The 18,772-nt window shown below is 60.9% G+C and carries 20 protein-coding genes; 16 read left to right on the plus strand and 4 right to left on the minus strand.

From position 1 onward, the window contains the following. Positions 1-69: 69 nt before the first annotated feature. Positions 70-909, minus strand: a complete 840-nt coding sequence (locus CRI93_RS00835) for a sigma-70 family RNA polymerase sigma factor (protein WP_098060705.1) — start codon at positions 907-909, stop codon at positions 70-72. Positions 910-1,372: 463 nt separating this feature from the next. Next, positions 1,373-2,944, minus strand: coding sequence for a GH3 auxin-responsive promoter family protein (locus CRI93_RS00840; RefSeq protein WP_098060706.1), 1,572 nt, complete (start codon positions 2,942-2,944; stop codon positions 1,373-1,375). Between the two features lie 206 nt (positions 2,945-3,150). Here CRI93_RS00840 and folP point away from each other — a divergent pair, with 206 nt between their 5' ends. The 10 genes from folP (at position 3,151) to CRI93_RS15265 (ending at position 13,740) form a co-directional block, all read left to right on the plus strand. Next, complete coding sequence (gene folP / locus CRI93_RS00845; protein ID WP_098060707.1) at positions 3,151-4,059, plus strand: dihydropteroate synthase; 909 nt, start codon at positions 3,151-3,153, stop codon at positions 4,057-4,059. Between the two features lie 17 nt (positions 4,060-4,076). Then, on the plus strand, positions 4,077-4,871 hold the full coding sequence (gene cdaA, locus CRI93_RS00850; RefSeq protein ID WP_098060708.1) for a diadenylate cyclase CdaA: 795 nt from the start codon (positions 4,077-4,079) through the stop codon (positions 4,869-4,871). A 73-nt stretch (positions 4,872-4,944) separates the two neighbouring features. After that, entirely contained in the window at positions 4,945-5,595 is a 651-nt protein-coding gene (locus tag CRI93_RS00855) for a protein-L-isoaspartate(D-aspartate) O-methyltransferase (protein ID WP_098060709.1), read from the plus strand. 593 nt (positions 5,596-6,188) lie between these two features. Next, complete coding sequence (gnd, locus tag CRI93_RS00860; RefSeq protein ID WP_098060710.1) at positions 6,189-7,100, plus strand: phosphogluconate dehydrogenase (NAD(+)-dependent, decarboxylating); 912 nt, start codon at positions 6,189-6,191, stop codon at positions 7,098-7,100. Between the two features lie 73 nt (positions 7,101-7,173). Next, the gene (gene zwf / locus CRI93_RS00865; protein ID WP_098060711.1) at positions 7,174-8,664 is read left to right on the plus strand and encodes a glucose-6-phosphate dehydrogenase; all 1,491 of its coding nucleotides are present in this window, start codon (positions 7,174-7,176) and stop codon (positions 8,662-8,664) included. A gap of 102 nt (positions 8,665-8,766) precedes the next feature. Further along, entirely contained in the window at positions 8,767-9,510 is a 744-nt protein-coding gene (gene pgl / locus CRI93_RS00870) for a 6-phosphogluconolactonase (protein ID WP_098060712.1), read from the plus strand. A 130-nt stretch (positions 9,511-9,640) separates the two neighbouring features. After that, positions 9,641-11,140, plus strand: coding sequence for a sodium-dependent transporter (locus tag CRI93_RS00875; RefSeq protein WP_098060713.1), 1,500 nt, complete (start codon positions 9,641-9,643; stop codon positions 11,138-11,140). A 38-nt stretch (positions 11,141-11,178) separates the two neighbouring features. Then, positions 11,179-11,802, plus strand: coding sequence for a redoxin family protein (locus CRI93_RS00880; RefSeq protein WP_176521595.1), 624 nt, complete (start codon positions 11,179-11,181; stop codon positions 11,800-11,802). A gap of 36 nt (positions 11,803-11,838) precedes the next feature. Beyond that, entirely contained in the window at positions 11,839-12,870 is a 1,032-nt protein-coding gene (locus tag CRI93_RS00885) for a hypothetical protein (RefSeq protein WP_098060715.1), read from the plus strand. Between the two features lie 297 nt (positions 12,871-13,167). Beyond that, positions 13,168-13,740 carry a hypothetical protein gene (locus tag CRI93_RS15265; RefSeq protein ID WP_098060716.1) on the plus strand — a complete coding sequence of 191 codons (573 nt, stop codon included), beginning with the start codon at positions 13,168-13,170 and terminating at the stop codon, positions 13,738-13,740. Positions 13,741-13,884: 144 nt separating this feature from the next. Here CRI93_RS15265 and CRI93_RS15550 read toward each other — a convergent pair whose 3' ends face one another. Then, complete coding sequence (locus CRI93_RS15550) at positions 13,885-14,007, minus strand: hypothetical protein (RefSeq protein WP_281252671.1); 123 nt, start codon at positions 14,005-14,007, stop codon at positions 13,885-13,887. Between CRI93_RS15550 and CRI93_RS14995 the strand changes: the two genes are divergently transcribed. The 4 genes from CRI93_RS14995 (at position 13,995) to CRI93_RS00905 (ending at position 17,027) form a co-directional block, all read left to right on the plus strand. Further along, entirely contained in the window at positions 13,995-14,396 is a 402-nt protein-coding gene (locus tag CRI93_RS14995) for a hypothetical protein (RefSeq protein WP_141491499.1), read from the plus strand. The two genes, CRI93_RS15550 and CRI93_RS14995, sit on opposite strands and share 13 nt — an antisense overlap. Next, positions 14,366-15,178, plus strand: coding sequence for an RHS repeat-associated core domain-containing protein (locus CRI93_RS00895; RefSeq protein ID WP_098060717.1), 813 nt, complete (start codon positions 14,366-14,368; stop codon positions 15,176-15,178). The genes CRI93_RS14995 and CRI93_RS00895 overlap by 31 nt, the downstream gene beginning before the upstream one ends. 545 nt (positions 15,179-15,723) lie before the next feature. Beyond that, a complete protein-coding gene (locus CRI93_RS15000) occupies positions 15,724-15,999 on the plus strand; it encodes a hypothetical protein (protein WP_141491500.1) in 276 nt (91 codons plus the stop codon). Between the two features lie 236 nt (positions 16,000-16,235). Continuing rightward, positions 16,236-17,027: an ATPase, T2SS/T4P/T4SS family gene (locus tag CRI93_RS00905; RefSeq protein WP_176521596.1), complete on the plus strand. Its 792-nt coding sequence runs from the start codon at positions 16,236-16,238 to the stop codon at positions 17,025-17,027. A 134-nt stretch (positions 17,028-17,161) separates the two neighbouring features. Here CRI93_RS00905 and CRI93_RS00910 read toward each other — a convergent pair whose 3' ends face one another. Then, positions 17,162-17,437, minus strand: coding sequence for a NifU N-terminal domain-containing protein (locus tag CRI93_RS00910; protein ID WP_098060720.1), 276 nt, complete (start codon positions 17,435-17,437; stop codon positions 17,162-17,164). 205 nt (positions 17,438-17,642) lie between these two features. On the opposite strand from CRI93_RS00910, the gene CRI93_RS00915 reads away from it, so the two are divergent. Together CRI93_RS00915 and CRI93_RS00920 are read left to right on the plus strand one after the other, a co-directional pair. Further along, positions 17,643-18,155, plus strand: coding sequence for a phage holin family protein (locus CRI93_RS00915; RefSeq protein ID WP_098060721.1), 513 nt, complete (start codon positions 17,643-17,645; stop codon positions 18,153-18,155). A gap of 36 nt (positions 18,156-18,191) precedes the next feature. After that, positions 18,192-18,686 carry a hypothetical protein gene (locus CRI93_RS00920; protein WP_098060722.1) on the plus strand — a complete coding sequence of 165 codons (495 nt, stop codon included), beginning with the start codon at positions 18,192-18,194 and terminating at the stop codon, positions 18,684-18,686. The last annotated feature ends 86 nt before the right edge of the window (positions 18,687-18,772 follow it).

Here is an 18,772-nt window from a genome sequence, read left to right on the forward strand (position 1 = left end):
TAAAGCGAGGACAGCCTGTGCAGCAGGAGCGTTAAGGAGTTACGCGTAGTAGCCGTGTATCAGAGGCAGTTATCGGACGTGGGTTTGCAGGTCTTCGCGGCGGTGACGCTTGCGGAGCTTGCGGAGCGCTTTCTCTTTGATCTGACGCACACGCTCGCGGGTGAGGCCGAAGCGCTTGCCAATCTCTTCGAGGGTGAGCGGGTGCTCGCGCCCAATGCCGAAGTAGAGGCGCGTGATTTCGGCCTCGCGGTCTTCGAGCAGATTCAGCGCCCGCTCGATGTCGATCTTGACAGATTCCCCGAGCATTTCGTCGTCGGGCGAATCCGATTCGTCGTCGGGCAGCACGTCGAGGAGGCTGTTGTCGTCCTCTTCGTTGAAGGGGGCGTCGACCGAGAGGTGGCGGCTGGTGTGCTGCAGAGCCTCGCGCACCTTCTTAGGTTCGATTTCGAGCTCGTCGGCCAGCTCTTCGATGTTGGGCTTGCGCTCATACTCTTGCTGCAGGCGGGCGCTGGCTTTGCGGATCTTCGAGATCACGCCGATGCGGTTGAGCGGCAGGCGCACTACGCGGCTCTGCTCAGCCAACGCTTGCAAGATCGCCTGGCGAATCCACCAGACAGCATAGGAGATGAATTTGAAGCCACGGGTTTCATCGAATCGCTTCGCGGCTTTGATGAGGCCGTAATTGCCCTCGTTGATCAGGTCAGAGAGCGAAAGCCCCTGGCCCTGGTACTTCTTAGCCACCGAAACGACAAAGCGCAGATTGGCGCGGGTGAGCTCGTGCAGGGCCTCTTCGTCGCCCTGTTTGATGCGTCGGGCCAGTTCCACTTCCTCTTCGGCTTCGAGCAGGTCGATTTTGCCGATCTCTTGGAGGTACTGGTCCAACATGCGTTGCTCGCGCGGAACGTACATATAACGCCTGGGGGTTTGTGGATGCAAGGGGTACGAGAAGGATGCAGGGGCCTACGCGGCACAGCATCCGTAATACAGCAGGCCGGTCAGGCCTGGCCGGAGGCTGTGTGGTAAGAATGCCGATCAGAGGCCCTGGGAACGGTCGAGAGCAGAAGGTGAAAGAGCCCTGTACGGGCGCGGCATACCGCACTGCGTGCAGTAGCGTGGGGCGTGCCAGGGGCGTGCGTATCAGCAGTAGCGTGCCGCCGGGGCAGGCACAAAGGAAAGAGCGAAACGAGCCGGGCGCTGTCCGTTCGAGAAGAGAAGTAGGGGACCACTGCGGTATTGCTGTTTCCTACAGGAATGGATGGAGCGCGCGGTGCCATTTCAGCACGTACCATGTAACGGCTTGTTCCAAACATACGTGTACCTATCGGTGTTCAGCGGCTCTCCCGGCTCTCGTTAGGTGAGAAGACGAAGTAGCCTACTGCAGCGTAATCGACGATGAGACTACTGTCGAGCGCGAGGGCTGTGCTCTTAAAATCCCCTCGGCCACGGTGCGCTCTGTACTCATACGAGGTACTTTGGTCTGCCCGCTGATGCGATCTTTCGTTGCTTGCAGCCAGGCATAAAACGTGCCTTCTGCGACGGCTGTAATCTGTGGTGCGCGCATCACGTCCGATTCGCGGCGGATGTGGTAGTGCCGGTTCACACGGTCGAGATACGTATCAACCGTGTCGCGAAAGGCATCAAGGTCGCCCGGCATCTTATCGAACTCGATAATCCACTCATGCTGCGGGGGAGCGTCGTCGTGGGCGGGGGCGGGAGCCACATGGTAGTGGTGAAACGAAGCGCCGGTCGCGTCACAGGCTTCGTAGAGCGCATCGCGCACCTCATCGGCAAAAATGGCCTCGCCAAACGTGTCGATCATTTCGCTGGTACGCCCGGCCACCTCAATTTTGAACGGGTGGCGCTGGGTAAACTGCACCACATCGCCCACATCGTACGACCACAGCCCGCTGTACGACGTCACATATAATGCATAGCGCACGTCGGTCTCTACGGTGGCAATGGTGTGGCGCGTGGGATTCGCAGACCCGTACTCATCCATCGGCACGAACTCGTAGAACACGCCGTTGTTGAGATGCAGCAGGAGGGCGTCGTCATCGCGGGCATTCTGGAAGGCGAAAAAGCCCTCCGATGCGCCGTAGGTTTCAATAAAGTCGATGGGGCCGCCCACAATATCCTCCAGCTGGTCGCGGTACGAACTGAGCGCCACCCCGCCCGAGATATACAGTTGCAGGTTGGGCCACACCTCGTGTACAGTGGTAGCATGTGCATCGTAGCGCCGGTTGTGCGCCGCAATGACGTGCTCGAAGAGCTTCTTGGCCCACGAGGGCACCATCACAATCAGCCGGATGTCCTGGTCAACGGTGCGCTCGGCAATAGTACGCAGCTTCTCTTCCCAGCTTGGAAGGAATGCGATCTCGTTAGGTACGGCCTGATACAGCGCTTTAAAGAAGCCCGGAGCGTGTTTGGCCAGGATGCCGCTCACCTCGCCCGCATAGGTGCCTGGATAATCGGGATCTTCGCTGACGCTTCCGGGCAGCGTTAGGTGGCGTCCCAGCAGGTACTGCCACTTGTGGGTGTCGAGCAGGTAATGCAGCCCCACGCCCACGCTAAAGCCCCGGTTGGCGTCGATGGTGGCTTGCGAGACGGGCAGCACCTTGCCGTTTGATACGGTGCCACTGGACACCGCAAAGTGCGTGGCGCGGCCCGGCCACATAACATCTTCGGCGCCCTCACGAACGCGTGTGGCGTCAGCAGCAAGGTCGTCGTAGCTGTGCAATGGCACGCGCTCCTGGTAGGCCGCCACCACGTCGCGCTGCCGGGCAATGTCGGCAAACCCGTAGCGCTGGCCCCACTCGGTGGCTGCGGCGTGGTTGAGCATAGAGCGCAGCAGGTGACGCTGCGTATCGACGGGATCATCCAGAAACGTTCGTACGCGCTCAAGGGGGCCTACGCGGTGCAGCAGCGCACGAAGAAGAGCGAACATAAGAGGCACAGTCAATGAGAGAAACAGCGAGTGCGCCGGAGCCACATTCGTCACGTTCCTGGTTTGTAAACACACAGCACCAGCACAGCCTACCAATTTTCCGCCAAACCTGGCATGGGATCTGCCTTTTTAGCGCGATCGTTGGTATTCTTTCATGTTTGAAAGGTTCGCTCACCGGTCAATATTTCAAGCGCTGCCTCAACCGCATGACTGCCACGGCTTCCACCCGCCACGTGCTTCAATGCAAAGCACACCCGCTCGATTGCCGCACCACCACGCGCATCCTGGGCGTGCTGAACGTGACGCCCGATTCGTTTTCGGATGGCGGAAAATATATGGCGGTAGAGGATGCGGTGGCACGCGCCCTTGCGATGCGTGATGCCGGGGCTGACGTAATCGACATTGGGGGCGAGTCGACGCGACCGTCGGGGCGCGAGTACGGAAGCGGGGCGGCAAAGGTGGCCCGTCAGGAAGAGATCGACCGGGTGGTGCCGGTGGTAAAACGGCTGCATGAGGAGGACCCCGAGCTGCTTCTTTCGGTGGACACGTACAAGCCCGAGGTCGCAGAGGCGGCCCTGAAAGCGGGCGCGCACATCATTAACGACATCACTGGCCTGCGCATCCACCCCGAAACGGCGGAGGTAGCGGCCGATCACGGGGCGCCGCTCATTGTGATGCACTCGTTGGGGCGCCCCGGCGCGATGCCGCACGGCCAGACGTACGGCAACCTGATGCAGGCGGTGTGTGATGGACTCGAACAGGCCGTGGCGCGCGCTGCATCTGCAGGGGTAGACGATATTGTGGTGGACCCCGGATTCGGGTTTGCAAAGTCGCATGCCGATAACTTGCGCTTGATTAACGCGTTAGACAGGCTCACGGCGCTGGAACGCCCGATCCTTATAGGCGTGTCTCGCAAAAGCAGTATCGGAGCCGCCCTTGGAACGCCCGATGCACCAGCACCGGTAGGCAAGCGCCTACATGGCTCCCTCGCCGCTACGGCGCTGGCGGTGCAGCAGGGCGCCCGCCTGGTGCGTACGCACGACGTAGCCGCCACCGCCGAAGCGCTCCGCGTGGCCGACGCCGTGCGCGACCCCGACCGCCTGTCTCTGGACTAACGACTGCCCTGCCACTGGTGACGCTTCTTGAGATCCTGGATATTGGGGCAGGCGATTTCTTTGAGATCGCGCTGGTGTCGTTTCTGATGTATCAGCTCTACCGGCTGATGAAGGGCACCATCGCGGTGCAAATTTCGCTCGGTCTGGGGGCGCTCTTCGCCATTCAACTGGTGGTGTGGGTGCTTGACATGAAGGTGCTGAACATGGTATTCAGCTACTTCAATCAGGTCTTTGTGCTGGCGATTATCATCATCTTTCAGCCCGAGATTCGGCGTCTCCTTCTGTTGCTGGGCCGCAACCCGCTCATCCGCCAATTTGTGTCAACCGATAGCCAGGAAGAGGTCATCAAGGCCACGGTGTCTGCCGTCGATCATATGAGCGATACGAAGCAGGGGGCGCTTCTTGCGTTTCAGCGCACGACCGGATTGCGCAGCTACATTGAAACCGGTGAGGTCATTCAGTCGGAGGTCACGCGCGACTTGCTGCTGACGATCTTCAACAAGGAGACGCCGCTGCACGACGGTGCCGTCATCATTGCCGACCGGCGACTGGAGGCGGCGCGCTGCATCCTGCCCGTGTCGACCAGCATGAAGCTGAGTCCGCAACTGGGCTTGCGGCACCGAGCAGGCGTTGGGCTCACTGAACAGACCGACGCATTTGTGGTGATTGTGTCGGAGGAGACGGGCAACATCTCCATCTCGCGCGATGGCGCGCTCATCTCCAACATCACGCCCAACGAACTTTCCACGTACCTGCGCAATGCGCTGGGCTCGTCTTCAGACCGCCGCCGCGCCAAGCAACGCGCTGCGTAGTGGATCCGTTAACACACCCAAGCCGTGCGCTTCAACCGCGCTTCGTCAGTCTTTTCCCTGTTGGCCTTCTGCCATGCCTGCTTCCTATGCCGATCGTTTGTACCGTACGCGCCGCCGGGCGTTGGTCGACCATTTGCGGGAGCGTGGTATCTCGAACGAGCGGGTGTTGAACGCCATTGAGGCGGTACCACGCCATGCGTTCGTTGAACCGGCGTTTCAGGAGCGCGCGTACGAAGACGAAGCACTGCCCATTGGGCGCAGCCAGACCATCTCGCAGCCGTTTACGGTGGCGTACCAGACCAGTCTGCTTGACCCGCAGCCCGGCGAGCGTATTCTGGAGGTGGGCACCGGGAGCGGCTACCAGGCGGCGGTGCTTTGTGAGATGGAGGCGCAGGTGTTTTCAGTGGAGCGGCACAAGGCGCTTCTGGAGCGCGCCAAACGCACGCTGAAGCAGCTAAGCTACCGAGTGCGCACGCGTCACAACGACGGCACCCAGGGCTGGCCCGGCCTGGCGCCCTACCACGGCATCCTCGTAACCGCAGGCGCTCAGGAGGTGCCACAGCCGCTGCTCGATCAACTCCGTCCCGATGGCGGACGCCTCATCATTCCTGTGGGGCCGGAGGGCGAGCATGTCATGCACCGCATCGTACGCACCGACGAGGATACCTACGAGCACGAAACGCTTGGCACGTTTCGCTTTGTCCCGCTGGTACCCGAGTCGTAGGGTGCGCCTGTTCCAACTCATCTCCCCATTGCGCGCTCTGTTCTTCTCTCCAGCGTTTGGGGGGCGGTGATATGACGTGCCCAACGGGGAAAGCAGCCTACTGGGCCGTACGGTGCAGACCTTGCACAACGGTCCGATGGCGCCGGGGCGCCGCTACAATCTCACTGTCGAGGGACATCGACTTTTGGGCCGACTGTACTTCCGGGGGCGATCGGTGATGCGTTTTCCAAACCCCGCCGCGTGACGGTCGTCCGGTAGCCCGTCGCAAATAGCATCAGCGCTATCGAGGGTGTGTTGCGGGTGATCCGGGCAGCGAACTGGGTAAACATACAAGATCATCCCATGCTACGATCATCAAAGCCGGTTGTCTGCGGGTACGTAAACCAGTAAAACATAAACTGGGCATGTCGGAAAAGCCTATGCCGGAGATGTCCGTGCTGGGCAGCGGCGCGCCCAGTCTCCAGCTACTGGTGTGTTTCCTCCATCACGTAGCATTGAAACAGCACCTTGACTTCGAATCCGCTACGCTGCGAGGGAGCACCTACCGTCCTCTTTTTCGAACTACCTTTTCTGCACAAACCTTCCTGCGACCTATGAAGATTGGAATGATCGGACTTGGCAAAATGGGCGCTAACATGTCGCGTCGGCTCATGAACGACGGTCATGAGGTCGTTGGTTTTGACCTTGACGAAAAAGCAGTCCAGGAGCTCGAATCAGACGGGGCCGACGGCGCCACTGCGCTTGACGTACTGGTCGGCCAGCTCGACCCGCCGCGCGTGTGTTGGATGATGGTGCCCGCTGGCGAGGCCGTGGACGCCACCATTAACGAGGTACTGCCCCATCTCAATGCGGGCGATATCCTTGTGGACGGGGGCAACTCGAACTACAAGGATACCCTCCGCCGGGCCGACCGGGCGAAAGAGGCGGGTATGCACTATGTCGACGTAGGCACCTCGGGCGGGGTGTGGGGCTTAAAAGAGGGCTATTCGATGATGGTTGGCGGCCCCGATGAAGCGATCAACCACCTGCGTCCGGCCTTCGAAACCCTCGCGCCGGGCCCAGACAAAGGGTGGGGGCACATGGGTGCGGTCGGATCGGGCCACTTTGTGAAGATGGTCCACAACGGCATCGAGTATGGCGTGATGCAGGCCTACGCGGAGGGTTTCGACATCCTGCAGGCGAAGGAAGAGTTCGACCTCGACCTGAAGGACGTGGCAGAAACCTGGCGTTTTGGGAGCGTCATCCGCTCGTGGCTCTTGGACCTCACCGCTCGTGCGCTTGACGACGACCCGGACCTGCCTGACATTGCCCCCTGGGTCGACGATTCTGGCGAGGGCCGCTGGACGGTCAAGGAGGCCATTGACCTCGACGTCCCTGCACCGGTCATCACCGACGCCCTGATCTCGCGGCTCGACTCTCGCGCGGAAAACTCGTACACCCACAAGCTGCTCGCCGCCATGCGTAATCAGTTTGGGGGCCACGACGTGAAGGCGTCAGATGAGTAGGCGTATTTTCCACACGTTCTGCAGGCCCTGATCCATGTATGAGCCTTACCCAGTACGAAGCGCATAACGCCCTATGTCCGACATACAAACCCACCTATTCGTTATTTTCGGGGCCTCGGGAGATCTGGCCCGGCGCAAGCTCCTCCCAGCCCTCTACCGGCTGATGCAAAGCGAGGAGGTCGCCCGGCGCTGCTACGTCCTTGGCACAGCACGCACCGACTGGACCGACGAGCAGTTTCGAGAGAACGCTCGCGAGGCACTTCGCGACAAGGGATACGCCGAGCAGGAAGTCAGCGAGTGGTGTACGCGCAACCTCTACTACCAGTGTTTGGGTGAGGAAGGCAACGACTACGAGGGGCTGCGCCGCCGTATTGAACAGCTTGAACGGCACCGCGACCTGCCGGGCAATCGCGCGTTTTACCTGTCGCTTCCCCCCAGCATTTACCGGTCGGCAATTGAAGAACTCGGAGAAGTGGGGCTGAACGCAAGTCCGGGGTGGACGCGGCTCGTGGTCGAAAAGCCGTTCGGCTATGACCTCGAATCGGCCCGTGCGTTAAACGATCACGTCCACCAGTACTTCAGCGAAGACCAGGTGTACCGGATTGATCACTATCTGGGGAAGGAAACGGTGCAAAACCTGTTGGCCTTCCGGTTTGGAAACGCCATCTTCGAGTCGATCTGGAGCCGGAATCACATCGAACGCGTCGAGATTACCGTGTCGGAAAGCCTGGGTGTGGGCGGACGCGGTGCATATTACGACCAGTCGGGTCAGGTGCGAGACATGGTCCAGAACCATCTCACGCAGCTTCTCACGCTCACGGCCATGGAGCCGCCTACCAGCATGAGCGCTACGGCCATCCGGCAAGAGAAAGTGAAGGTGCTCAATGCCGTGCAGCAGCCCGATCCTGCGACTGACGCTGTTTTCGGCCAGTACGAAGCGGGAACGATAGATGGAGAGTCGGTGCCCGCCTACCGCGATGAGCCAGACATACCGGACGAGTCGATCACCGAGACGTTTGCGGCTCTGCGCCTCAACGTAGCCAACTGGCGCTGGCAGGGCGTGCCCTTCTACCTGCGTACGGGCAAGCGGCTGTCCGCAAAGCTCACGCAAATCGCGGTCCGATTTAAAGGGGCCCCGGTGTCCCTCTTTCAGGAAAGTGGCCAGCCCTGCATCCCGCAGAATGCGGGCTGCGAGATGCGTTCCAACGAACTCCTCATCACGCTGCAGCCGAATGAGGGCTTCGATCTGCGCTTTGAAGTGAAGGCGCCAGGCGGAAGCGGAAAGATGGAGCTGGAAACGCAACAGCTCAGCTTCTCATACCAGGATGCCTTTGGTCCCGTGCCCGACGCTTACGAGACGCTCTTGCGCGACGTCATTCTGGGCGACCCCACGCTTTTTGTCCGCGCTGACGAGGTAGAGGCGTCATGGCAACTCTATGCGCCCCTTCTGGAAGCGGAATCGCCAGTGCATGCGTACGAGGCAGGCACCTGGGGGCCCAACGAGGTGGAACGCCTGCTTCCGCAGTGGACCTCAACGGCTCGAACCGGCCCGTCGGCAGAATAAGTCTGCACGGGCCAAATAGCTATCCCTTGCAGGTTGTCTTCGCCTCGTGCGGATACCCGATACGAAGAAGCGTGCATATGCTCATCGATTCGTCCTTCCATTATGCCTGATTCACCCTCTGTAGATGTCACCGTGTTCTCAACGTATGAGGCCCTTAGTCAGGCGGCAGCAGCGCATGTGCAGTCCGTTCTCGCACGTGCGTTGAACGAGCAGGACCGGTGTGCCCTTGCCCTTGCAGGTGGAAGCACGCCCCGTCGCCTCTATGAGCATCTGGCCCATGCGGATCTGCCGTGGGAGCGTGTTCACCTGTTCTGGGGCGACGAGCGGTTCGTGCCACACGACGATCCGAAGAGCAACGTGCAATTAGTTCGAGAGACGCTTCTGGCAGATCTGGCTATTCCAGCCGACAATGTCCACCCGATGCCGACAGCTGGTACCCCCGAGGCAGCAGCCTCCACGTACGCAGCCCACCTCCAGCGCCAGTTTGCGGACCAGGCGCACACGTTCGACTGCGCCCTCCTCGGGTTAGGCAGCGATGGACACACCGCGTCCCTTTTTCCCGAGCACAACCCCTTGACCACGGACCCGAAGCAGGTGCGCGCTGTCACCGCACCGGCACGCCACGACGTGAAGCAGCGCCTGACCTGCACCCTTCCGGTCTTCAACCGATCCCGGCAGGCCCTCTTTCTGGTGTCGGGAGAAGCAAAGCGAGGTGCCGTCCGAGCCGTCTTAGATGAGAACGACGCGTCGCTTCCGGCAACCCACATTTCGCCTCGCGAACACCTGGCCTGGTTCCTGGACACAAGTGCGCGCCCACAGCCCAATGCCCATGATCTTGACCGATAATGTAGTCCACATGGCAATTACTTAGCATTGAATCGCTACCGAATGTGCGTAAGTGGTCGGTTCTTTTATACATTGGGGCACGCGCCCTGCGCATCCCCCTGTATTTTGAATTCAACGTGGCTCAACGGCTATGGCTTCTTCCTCGGACGCACGATTTTCTACGCGGTGGACGCTCATTCTGAGCGTGCTGGGCATTGCGGTGGGTACCGGTAACATCTGGCGGTTCCCGCGTATTGCAGCGTCGACCAGTGGCGAGTCGGGAGCCGGGGCGTTCTTGGTGGCGTGGGTTATGTTCTTGTTTCTGTGGAGCATCCCGCTTATCATCGCCGAGTACGCCATCGGGCGCAAGGGCCGCATGGGGGTGGTGGGCTCGTATGTGCAGATGGCGGGCGAAAAGCGCGGCTGGATGGGCGGGTTCATTGGCGTGGTGACGACCGCGATCATGTTCTACTACGCCGTGGTGGCCGGGTGGTGCTTGTTCTACTTTTGGGAGGCGCTGTCGTCGCCGCTACCGCTTTCGAATGAAGCCGCCCAGGCCGGATGGGATGCGTTTCAGTCGGGTGGTACACCCCTCATCGTGCATGCCCTGGCCATGGGCGCAGGCACGCTGGCGGTGTGGAAGGGCATCTCCTCGATTGAGCGCGTAAACCGCGTGCTCGTCCCGGCGCTCCTGGGGATTCTGGTGGTCGCGCTCATCCGCACGTTCACGCTACCGGGCGCATGGGAAGGCATTGCCTTCCTGTTTACGCCCGAGTGGTCGCTGCTGGCGGATCCACGACTCTGGCTGGAGGCGCTCACGCAGAACGCGTGGGATACCGGCGCGGGCTGGGGGCTTATCCTCACCTACGGCGCGTACATGCAGGCGCGGCACGGCGTGGTGTCGAACGCGCTTATCACCGGTATCGGCAACAACATTGTGTCGCTCATGGCCGCGGTGATCATCTTTGGCACCGTGTTCGCCGTGCTGGGCACCGACATGTCGCAGGGCCAGGTGCTCGACGTGATGCAGACCAGCGGTCCCGCCGGTACCGGACTCACCTTCATCTGGATGCCGCAACTCTTTGAGCAGATGGCGTTTGGGCGTCCGCTCGCGATGCTCTTCTTCCTGGGACTCGCGTTTGCGGCGCTAAGCTCGCTCATTTCTATGATCGAACTGGCCACGCGGTCGTTTGTGGATGCGGGGGTTCGGCGCTCCACGGCAGTCGGGTGGGTTGCCGGACTCGGCTTTCTGCTGGGCATCCCCTCGGCGGTGAACCTCAACATCTTCGCCAATCAGGACTTTGTGTGGGGCGTGGGGCTGCTCATCTCGGGTGCGCTCGTGGCGCTGGCGGTGATCATCTACGGACCGCGCGCCTTCCGCACGGAAACCATGGGGCACGGCGGCGAAATCAACCCCGGCACCACATGGGATGCGCTCATTACATACTTTATTCCGCTGCAAGCCGTTATCGTATTAGGCTGGTGGATCTACCAATCGGTGTTTGTGTTTGCGCCCGACACCTGGTTCAACCCGCTCGATCCGTTCAGCCTCATGACCTGCCTGCTGCAATGGGGACTGGCTGGCATCGTGCTGTGGGCGCTGAACGACCGGTACGTAAGCCGCATGATGGAGCGCGCGCCGTCGTCGTAACCCATTCTCAATGCATCCCTCATAGACTGCTGATCGTCATGCGTACGCTTTCTGCTGGATGGCTGCTGCCCGGTATCTTTATGCTCGGCACGCTCCTGCTTGGGGGGACGCCAGCCCACGCGCAAACCGATGCACTGTCGCTGGGTAGCTCTCTGCCCGAGGCCACGCTCTACGACGTGGAGCAAAACAGCTCCGTCTCCACCAGCGCCCTGCGCGGCGACCAGGCAACGGTGGTGCTCTTTTGGAGCAATCAGTGCCTGTGGATCGACCGCTACGAAGAGCGGGTGCTCGACCTGCGCGACACCTTCGCCGACCGCGGCGTGCAGTTTGTGCTTGTGAATGCCAACGACGCCGATGCCTTTGCCGATGAAGGACGTAGCACCAGTGCCGAGCAGGCTCAGTCGTATGGCGATCTTCGCTACGTGCGTGATGAAAACGCTGCTTTTGCCCGTCAACTCGGGGCCGAGCGCACCCCCCACGCGTTTGTGTTTGATGCGGAGGGCGCGCTCGTCTACCGTGGGGCCATCGACGATAGCCCCGGCAGTCCCGATGACGTGGAAGTAGCCTATCTGCGCGAGGCACTTCAAGCCACACTGAACGGCGAGTCGGTGTCCGAGCCTGATACACGCCCGTTCGGATGCATGCTCAAACCGCCCCGCTGAAGGCGCATCGCTGTTCCCTTACAACGCTCCCCTCGCATGCCTACCTTCTCGCGCTCCGCCTGGGCCGATGCCCTGCACGCCACCGCCCACCGCTGGACTGACCCCGACCACGAGCCGCGTCAAGCGGCCATTGAGGCGGCTGCGGACGCTGAAGCCTATCCGTTCACCGAAGCTCATATCGCCTTTGCTGTGAATCAGCAGATGGATTCGGCGGTGCAGGCGTCGCTCCACGATGTCGCACAGCAACCTGCGGGGCCAGAAGCCATGCAAGTCGAACTGTCCGCCCACGTGCCACTCTACGGACTGTCACTGATCGCCTACCTGACCCTGCGGGGCACACGCGTGTATCTTGCGGATGCGCCGTCGGAGCGCCCCGTGCTCCATGCTGTGCTGAGCGCCGCGCAGCAGGCGCTGTCGGTGGAGGCGGAGCACGCCCCCGTGCAGTGGGAGACCTCTGCCCCTGAATCCGCTCCGATCGCCGTCATGGGTGCGCCCGACGCCGACGCGATGGACGCTGCCGACTATGCGTGTCCCGACCATCCCGCCTGGGTCGTCCTCGACGGCAACGAGTCTGCCGACGAGCGCGAGGCGCTGGCCGAGGACCTCCTCGTGTACGACGGCGAATCGCCGCAGCACGTGGACCTGATCTGGGCCCCCGAAGACGTACTGCCTGACGCCTATCTTGAAGCGCTTGCCCACATGCGGGCCGCGGTGCCTGCCCACGAGCGCATTCCCGGCACGCTCCAGATGCAGCAGGCCCTGCTCGACGCCCAAGACGCTCCGCATGCCTACGCCGACGACCTCACATTTCTCTTCAGCAAGGGCGCTCCCGAGCCCCAGCGCGGCCTGCACGTGCGGTGGACGCCCTACGACGCGCTCACCGAGATCTCAGAGGCGTTCGACGGCACCGCCCCGCCCGTCGGGTCTGTGCGATGCCGCGTCGCGATCACCGAACGCGTGCAGCGCCATCTGCCTGCCAATGTACGTGTCGAGCCGCTGGGCACGCTGCACCGCGCCACCTGGTGGCCGCCCGCCGTGCAGACCCTGGCGGATGCGTTGAAGCAGTAGGTAGGGCACGCCTTGCATCCGTTATTGCAAGATAGGGTCCAAACATAGACGGAGAGCTTGTGCCGACAGCGGTCGGGTTCACTCCGTCCAGGATGACGAAGCGGCGGGGCAGGCACTCAACCCCACACCCTGTCATTCCGGACTTGACCCGGAAACGAGCAGCACGAGTTCACGTCCGTAATTCATCCTCCAGGCCGATGTATACACCACCGGATCCAGGCCGCCTGAGGGGACCTAAAAGCATACACATCTTAGCTATCCCTGTGCTTCCTTTCCACGCTCCTCATTAATACGCCTATGCCATCTTCCGACCCAGAGGCTGCGCCACCATCAGACCCTGCACCGGAGGGCCCTGAGTCCGAGAGCTCCGCTCATGTATTCCGCTTTTCAGTCTGGTTCAAGTTGTTTGGATATATAATTGCGGCACTCGGCGTATTCGGCCTCTGGGTCGGGGTGACTGAAAAACATGGTATATCTCTTATATTTTTTGTACTTGGAAACGTACTTGTCATTGGAGGGGGATTATTTATCTTCCCCTCATATCGCGTTATCATCACGGACGCGTGGATTCGAAGGACATGGCGCATTGGGATCGGATCTTTTACGCTGTATGAGAACGACCATTGCATTCCATGGGAGCAAGTGGACGATATCCGGTATTCGACGATCACGGGGCTGGACCCTTATTACACAGCATTTGTTCGGGGCACCCGTATCGAAAATGGACGTTCAATTCGTCAGGGAGTGTCAGTTATGATGTTTATGACGAATCGAAAGGAGGCGCTGCGACTGGTTTATAAATACGCTCCCGACGAGGTAATTAGTGACAGCCCCCGTTTCCAGGAGTACATTCGCCGAATTGGGGCGTGAGGCCAGGCTTCATCAGGCGCTGTTCTGAGTCAAAATCCTGCGCCAGGGACGCTCTCTGCGGGAGCGTTTGGTCCTCGCGGGAGCGCTTGGTCCTCCCCACATGATGTCCTCCCCACGATCATCTCGTTTACTCCACAGAAACCATCACTCCACCACCGTAATCAGGTCGAAAAGCGGCAGGTAGAGCGCGATGACAATGGCCCCGATCACTCCGCCAATCACGACAATCAGTACCGGTTCGATAACCTGGGTGAGTGGCGGAAACACGCCTGCGTACCAACGAAACCGGCGCCCCCACCTTCACCGTTCGCGATGGCGCAGCGGCCCTCGGGCAGCTCCGCGGCCCCGCAGACTCCGGCGGGGAGCCCTCGGTGGACTACTGGAACGTCCTCCTCCCCAGCGGCACCCCCATTGGGCGCTTTGTGGATGGGTCCTCGAATGACCGCCGCTACTACCACACCGACCACTTAGGCTCCACCCGCGCGGTGACCGACCAGAGCGGAACCGTCGTTGAGCGTCGCGACCATTACCCCTTTGGATTGCAAATGCCCGGCCGCACCCTCGCGCAGGGGCCCCGCGCGCCGACGAGGACTACACCGGCCACGAACTCGACGCGGAGACCGGCATGCACTATGCCGGCGCCCGCTTCTACATGAGTGCCCTCGGGCGGTGGGGCACCACCGATCCGCTGGCGGATGACTTTCCCGCCTGGAGTCCCTATAATTATGTACAAAACAACCCGGTGAGTCTCGTCGATCCTGATGGGCGAGCACCGATGGATGACTACCGTATCCATCAGGATGGAAGTGCTACCGTCCAGCCTACAAACCGAGCAAACACGTATACTCTGGTAGATCAAGCAGGAAATGAGAGGCGACTCGACTTGAGCACGCAGAGCGGACGTACACAGCTATCGAATGCGGTTGCAAGGAACTCCGATTTACGCCATCATATATGGGGGTCGGTAACCGAGAACGAACAACGAGGCCTTTCTACCGCGGAGGGTATGGGGCAACTCCTCGTGCAAGGTGGAGGCACACAATCACTCGCGGCTTTTTTACAGGTGCCAGGAGAAACGGCGAGCACAGTAGGGCAAGGGACAGCAGCAGCTGGTTACTCCCTGGCTGCAAAATCGGGCGGACTGGGGACAAAGCTTGCGATACCCATGGTGCTCTTAGGCAACACACTGAGCACAGGCGGTACCATCATGCAGCATGCAGCAGATGCTGTCAGGGGAGATTTTAATCGGTTCAACTTTGCTACCGATATTGGTTTCTTCGGGTTGGGTAAAACGTTAGATAGGGGAATTCGTCGAGTCACTGACACCGAACAGCAGGAAACAATACTTCAATCTCTCCACTCCATATGGCGATCTGCTGTTGGAGGGGCGGCTAAAGAAGCGAACAGCCGGATGAACAGCGATGAGGAGCCACGATGAGCAATCTGCTATATGCTGTCAGTTGCTTGGCGTTCTCGTTAGCAATGATATACATGAGTTGGAAAGACATAGAACTGCCATCAGATAAAACGGATGGCCACCACCTCAGCCCGGTCCAACATATGTCAAAAGTGTACTTGGCTTTCTTTTCAATCGTCGCAATTGTGTCAGGGTTTTACGTTTTAGTTTATGTTCTTGAGTACATACGCACGCAGCTACTACCCCTCGTCCTGCTGGCGCTCCTGTGTAGTGGCAGTTTAGCTTGCATGCCAAGTGAGGACCAAGAGCGAGGTATGGTATCCCCAGATGAGAGAGCCGCTCCAGTAGCAGAGTACGAAGAAGGGAGTTGGCTGGATTGTAAGGGACCCACCTGCAACGAAGTAGGGATCTTAGAGACGATTTCCACTCCCAAAAGCTATCGTCTGGTCGTAACAACCCGTTCAGGTCATTTCAGACGCAACTACGGACCGCTATTCGACACGCTGGGTCGCCGAGTTAACGAGACGACCTGGACCGACATCCGTCTTCGGGAAGACCACTGCCCGATGACGCTCAAGGTCACACCTTACTTCGACGACAAGGGATACGTAACGTCCGAGATCGAGCCGTCGTGTGGGGCACCCCCTGAAGGCCAAGCTGGGCCTGAAGAGAATACCCGCAGAAATGGAGGTATTGCACAGACCAACGGCCCGCTTGCAACCGAAGCGGACCGCGAGCGCTTGAAGTGGGCCCTGCAACACGAGATCTGCCAGCACCTTATCTGCGCCCCGTCTATTCGGCAGGCAGCAGCCCAACGAGTTGCTGCTGAACGCGCCCGCTAACGCACAGCGTAGATTACAAAAACAGATCTGGAAGTAAGCAGGACAGACGGCGAACGAAGTGACCCAATCCCAATGACGTACAGCCCCATCTCCTAATCTGCTCCTCATCTTTGCTCATAGTCTGCTCATGAATCTCAGTTGAGCGAGGCCGTTCTTTGAGCATGTACGCTGATCGCCGCAGTCTTCTGCCCCTGTGGCCCTTATGCCCGTGGCCCTCATGAATGGCTCACCGTCCCATGTCCCGTTCCCACCCGACATCTTCTCACCAACCATCGCCCGAGACGCCGCGCCGCGCCGGGGCGGCCTCCGATTACGTCGATCCGGTTCCATCGGAGGAGGAGGCGGTGGCGTGTAGCCGCGCACTTGCCCGGCAGCACCGCGTGGTGCCGCTCCGCCAGGAAGGCGATACGCTTGTGATCGGCGCGGCCCGCCCGGTGTCGCCCGCGGTCCGGAACGAAATCGCCTTTGCAACCGGCCATGCGATTGCTGTTGAGCGCGTGGCGGATGAACGCGTGGCAGCGTACTGCGGCCCCGATGACCACCCTCCAGAGGCAACCTCTCCAGATGGGAGCAGCGATCCGTCCCCTGAGCCCGAAGTGTCTGAAACAGGAACTTCTGAAGCAGCAGCGCTCGAAACAGCAACTCCTGAACCAGGGACGCCTGCCCCCGCCAACGGAGGCGACATGCCGCCGGACGATCGCCAGCAGCAAGATCACCCCACAGAACGCAAACAAACGGCAGACAAACAGGCGAAGGCGCCGCCCGCAGAGCAGGGCGCGCCTCGCCAGGCCGCCGCGTCACGACGTCTACAAGACCTTCGGGTGGAGGGCTCGGCGCCTCAGCAGGTGTATCAGATCATTCAGGGGGCCATTGCCTGCGGAGCCAGCGACATTCATATTGAGCCCTACGCCGAGACCTATCGCGTCCGGTACCGGCTTGATGGCGTGCTGCACGAAGTCGCCGAGCTGGCCCTTCGCCGCCAGCCAGAGTTGACCGCGCGCCGAACTCGACGATCTGGACCGGCGTGAACCGCCCTCGAACGTCACAGGCGGGCTGGGTATCATCACCGGCGTGGCTATGGACTCGGTGGCCGCGCCGCAGCAGCAGACAGCCCGCCAAACAGCGCCCATCATCCAACACCAAGTACGGCTAACACATCTGCCTACACCCCCTCTACATGCTCGGCAATGAGCGACCGCGCGGTGTCGAGCACGCCGTCCCACGAGGCATCGTCGGCCTTGGTGAGGGTCACAAACCCCGGCGTCATAAACACGTCGATCACGCCGTCGAGCCCGATTAGGGCCTCGCCCAGGGCATGGCCCTGTGCATCTGCAGGCGTTTTAATAGCGAGCATCGGATGATCGCTAAGGAGCGAACCCGCGCTCGGCGTCAGTTTTACGCTGTTGGGGTTGGGCGTAGGGGCGGTATCAATGGTCATGGGGCAGGTGCAACGCTGAACAATCCACAAAGCAAACGAATCCCACCGAACAACTGCGGCGGGGCGTGGGGTACTATTGGCAGTGCTACAGAAAGTGCCCACCCGGCGCTGGGCCTACCGGGAGAGTGAACGGGGTATTCATTTGCGATGCGCCCGAAAACCGCTATATTACCACTGCCTGTGAACTTGCATCACGCCGTTTCCTATGGAGCGATCACCCTCTTCCCCTGACACCCCGGCTGCTGAATCCGGTCCCCGCATGAAGCGGATCGCTACTCACGCTCAGGGCGTGGTGGCTGACTTGCGGAAGTGGGTCGACCTGCGTATCGACCTGGCGGTCATCGACCTGGAGGATAAGCTCGACGAGCGCCTCAACGCCGTCGCTGTCGGCATCATCATTGCCGTATTCGGCGGGCTCGCGGCGTTCTTTACGCTGGTTACCATCGCGCTGGGGCTGGGCTGGCTGCTGGGGCATCCGTTCTGGGGCTTCCTCATCGTCACTGCCGGGCTTGGCGCCACGGCTGCCATTGTGCGCCGCGTGCAGCCCACGCTTGTGCAGACGCAGCTCTACCGTCAGTGGAAAAAGGCACGGGCGGAAGCCGAGGCGCAGGCATCCAGTGCTCCATCCAACGCAGACCCCGAGGGCCCACCGCCTTCGGAGCCGAAGTCCAACGGCGCAACCGCATCCGATACGGCGTCGTCGAACGCCGCCTCGTAAGCGTTTTAGCATCCCTTTGTCCCGTTTCCCGCTCCCATGCCAACTTCTTCCTCCCCTTCGCGCGAAGACATTTCCTCGCAGCTCGACGCGGCGCAAGACTCGCTCATGGAGCGGGTCGACGCGCTACGCGGCGAGGCCGACGACATCAAGGCCTCGGTGCGGCAGACGCTCCGCGCGTATCCGCTGGTAAGCGGGGTGGGCGCGCTGGCTGTCGGGTGGGTCGTGGGCCGGCTACTGAGCCGTCCGCGCACGCGCAGCCAGTGGGCCACGCGCTACGCCACAGCGGTTGAAGACGACCTGCGCGCCGCCATCGAGTCGGGCGCCGATGCCGACACCATCGTCGACGATGTGCTGCGCGACCGTGTGCCGGTGCTCATCGAGGCCGCCCCGCAGCCCGAAGCGCCCAGCCTCTTGCGCCGCGCCGTAGGCAGCGCACTGCAGATCGTGATTCAGGTGGTGCTCATCGAACTCTCGCGCCGCCTGGCCGACCGCGCCTTCGAATCGAACCATCCGGGTGCCTCCGACGAATAGATAGCGCCCGATATCCTGTTGCTAAACGCTTGCCCGCGACCACGTGTCCGGGCGGCTTCGTTTCGCATCCCTTGTACACAAACTTA

The sequence above is a fragment of the Longimonas halophila genome, assembly GCF_002554705.1.
Taxonomy (GTDB): Bacteria; Bacteroidota; Rhodothermia; order Rhodothermales; family Salinibacteraceae; genus Longimonas; species Longimonas halophila.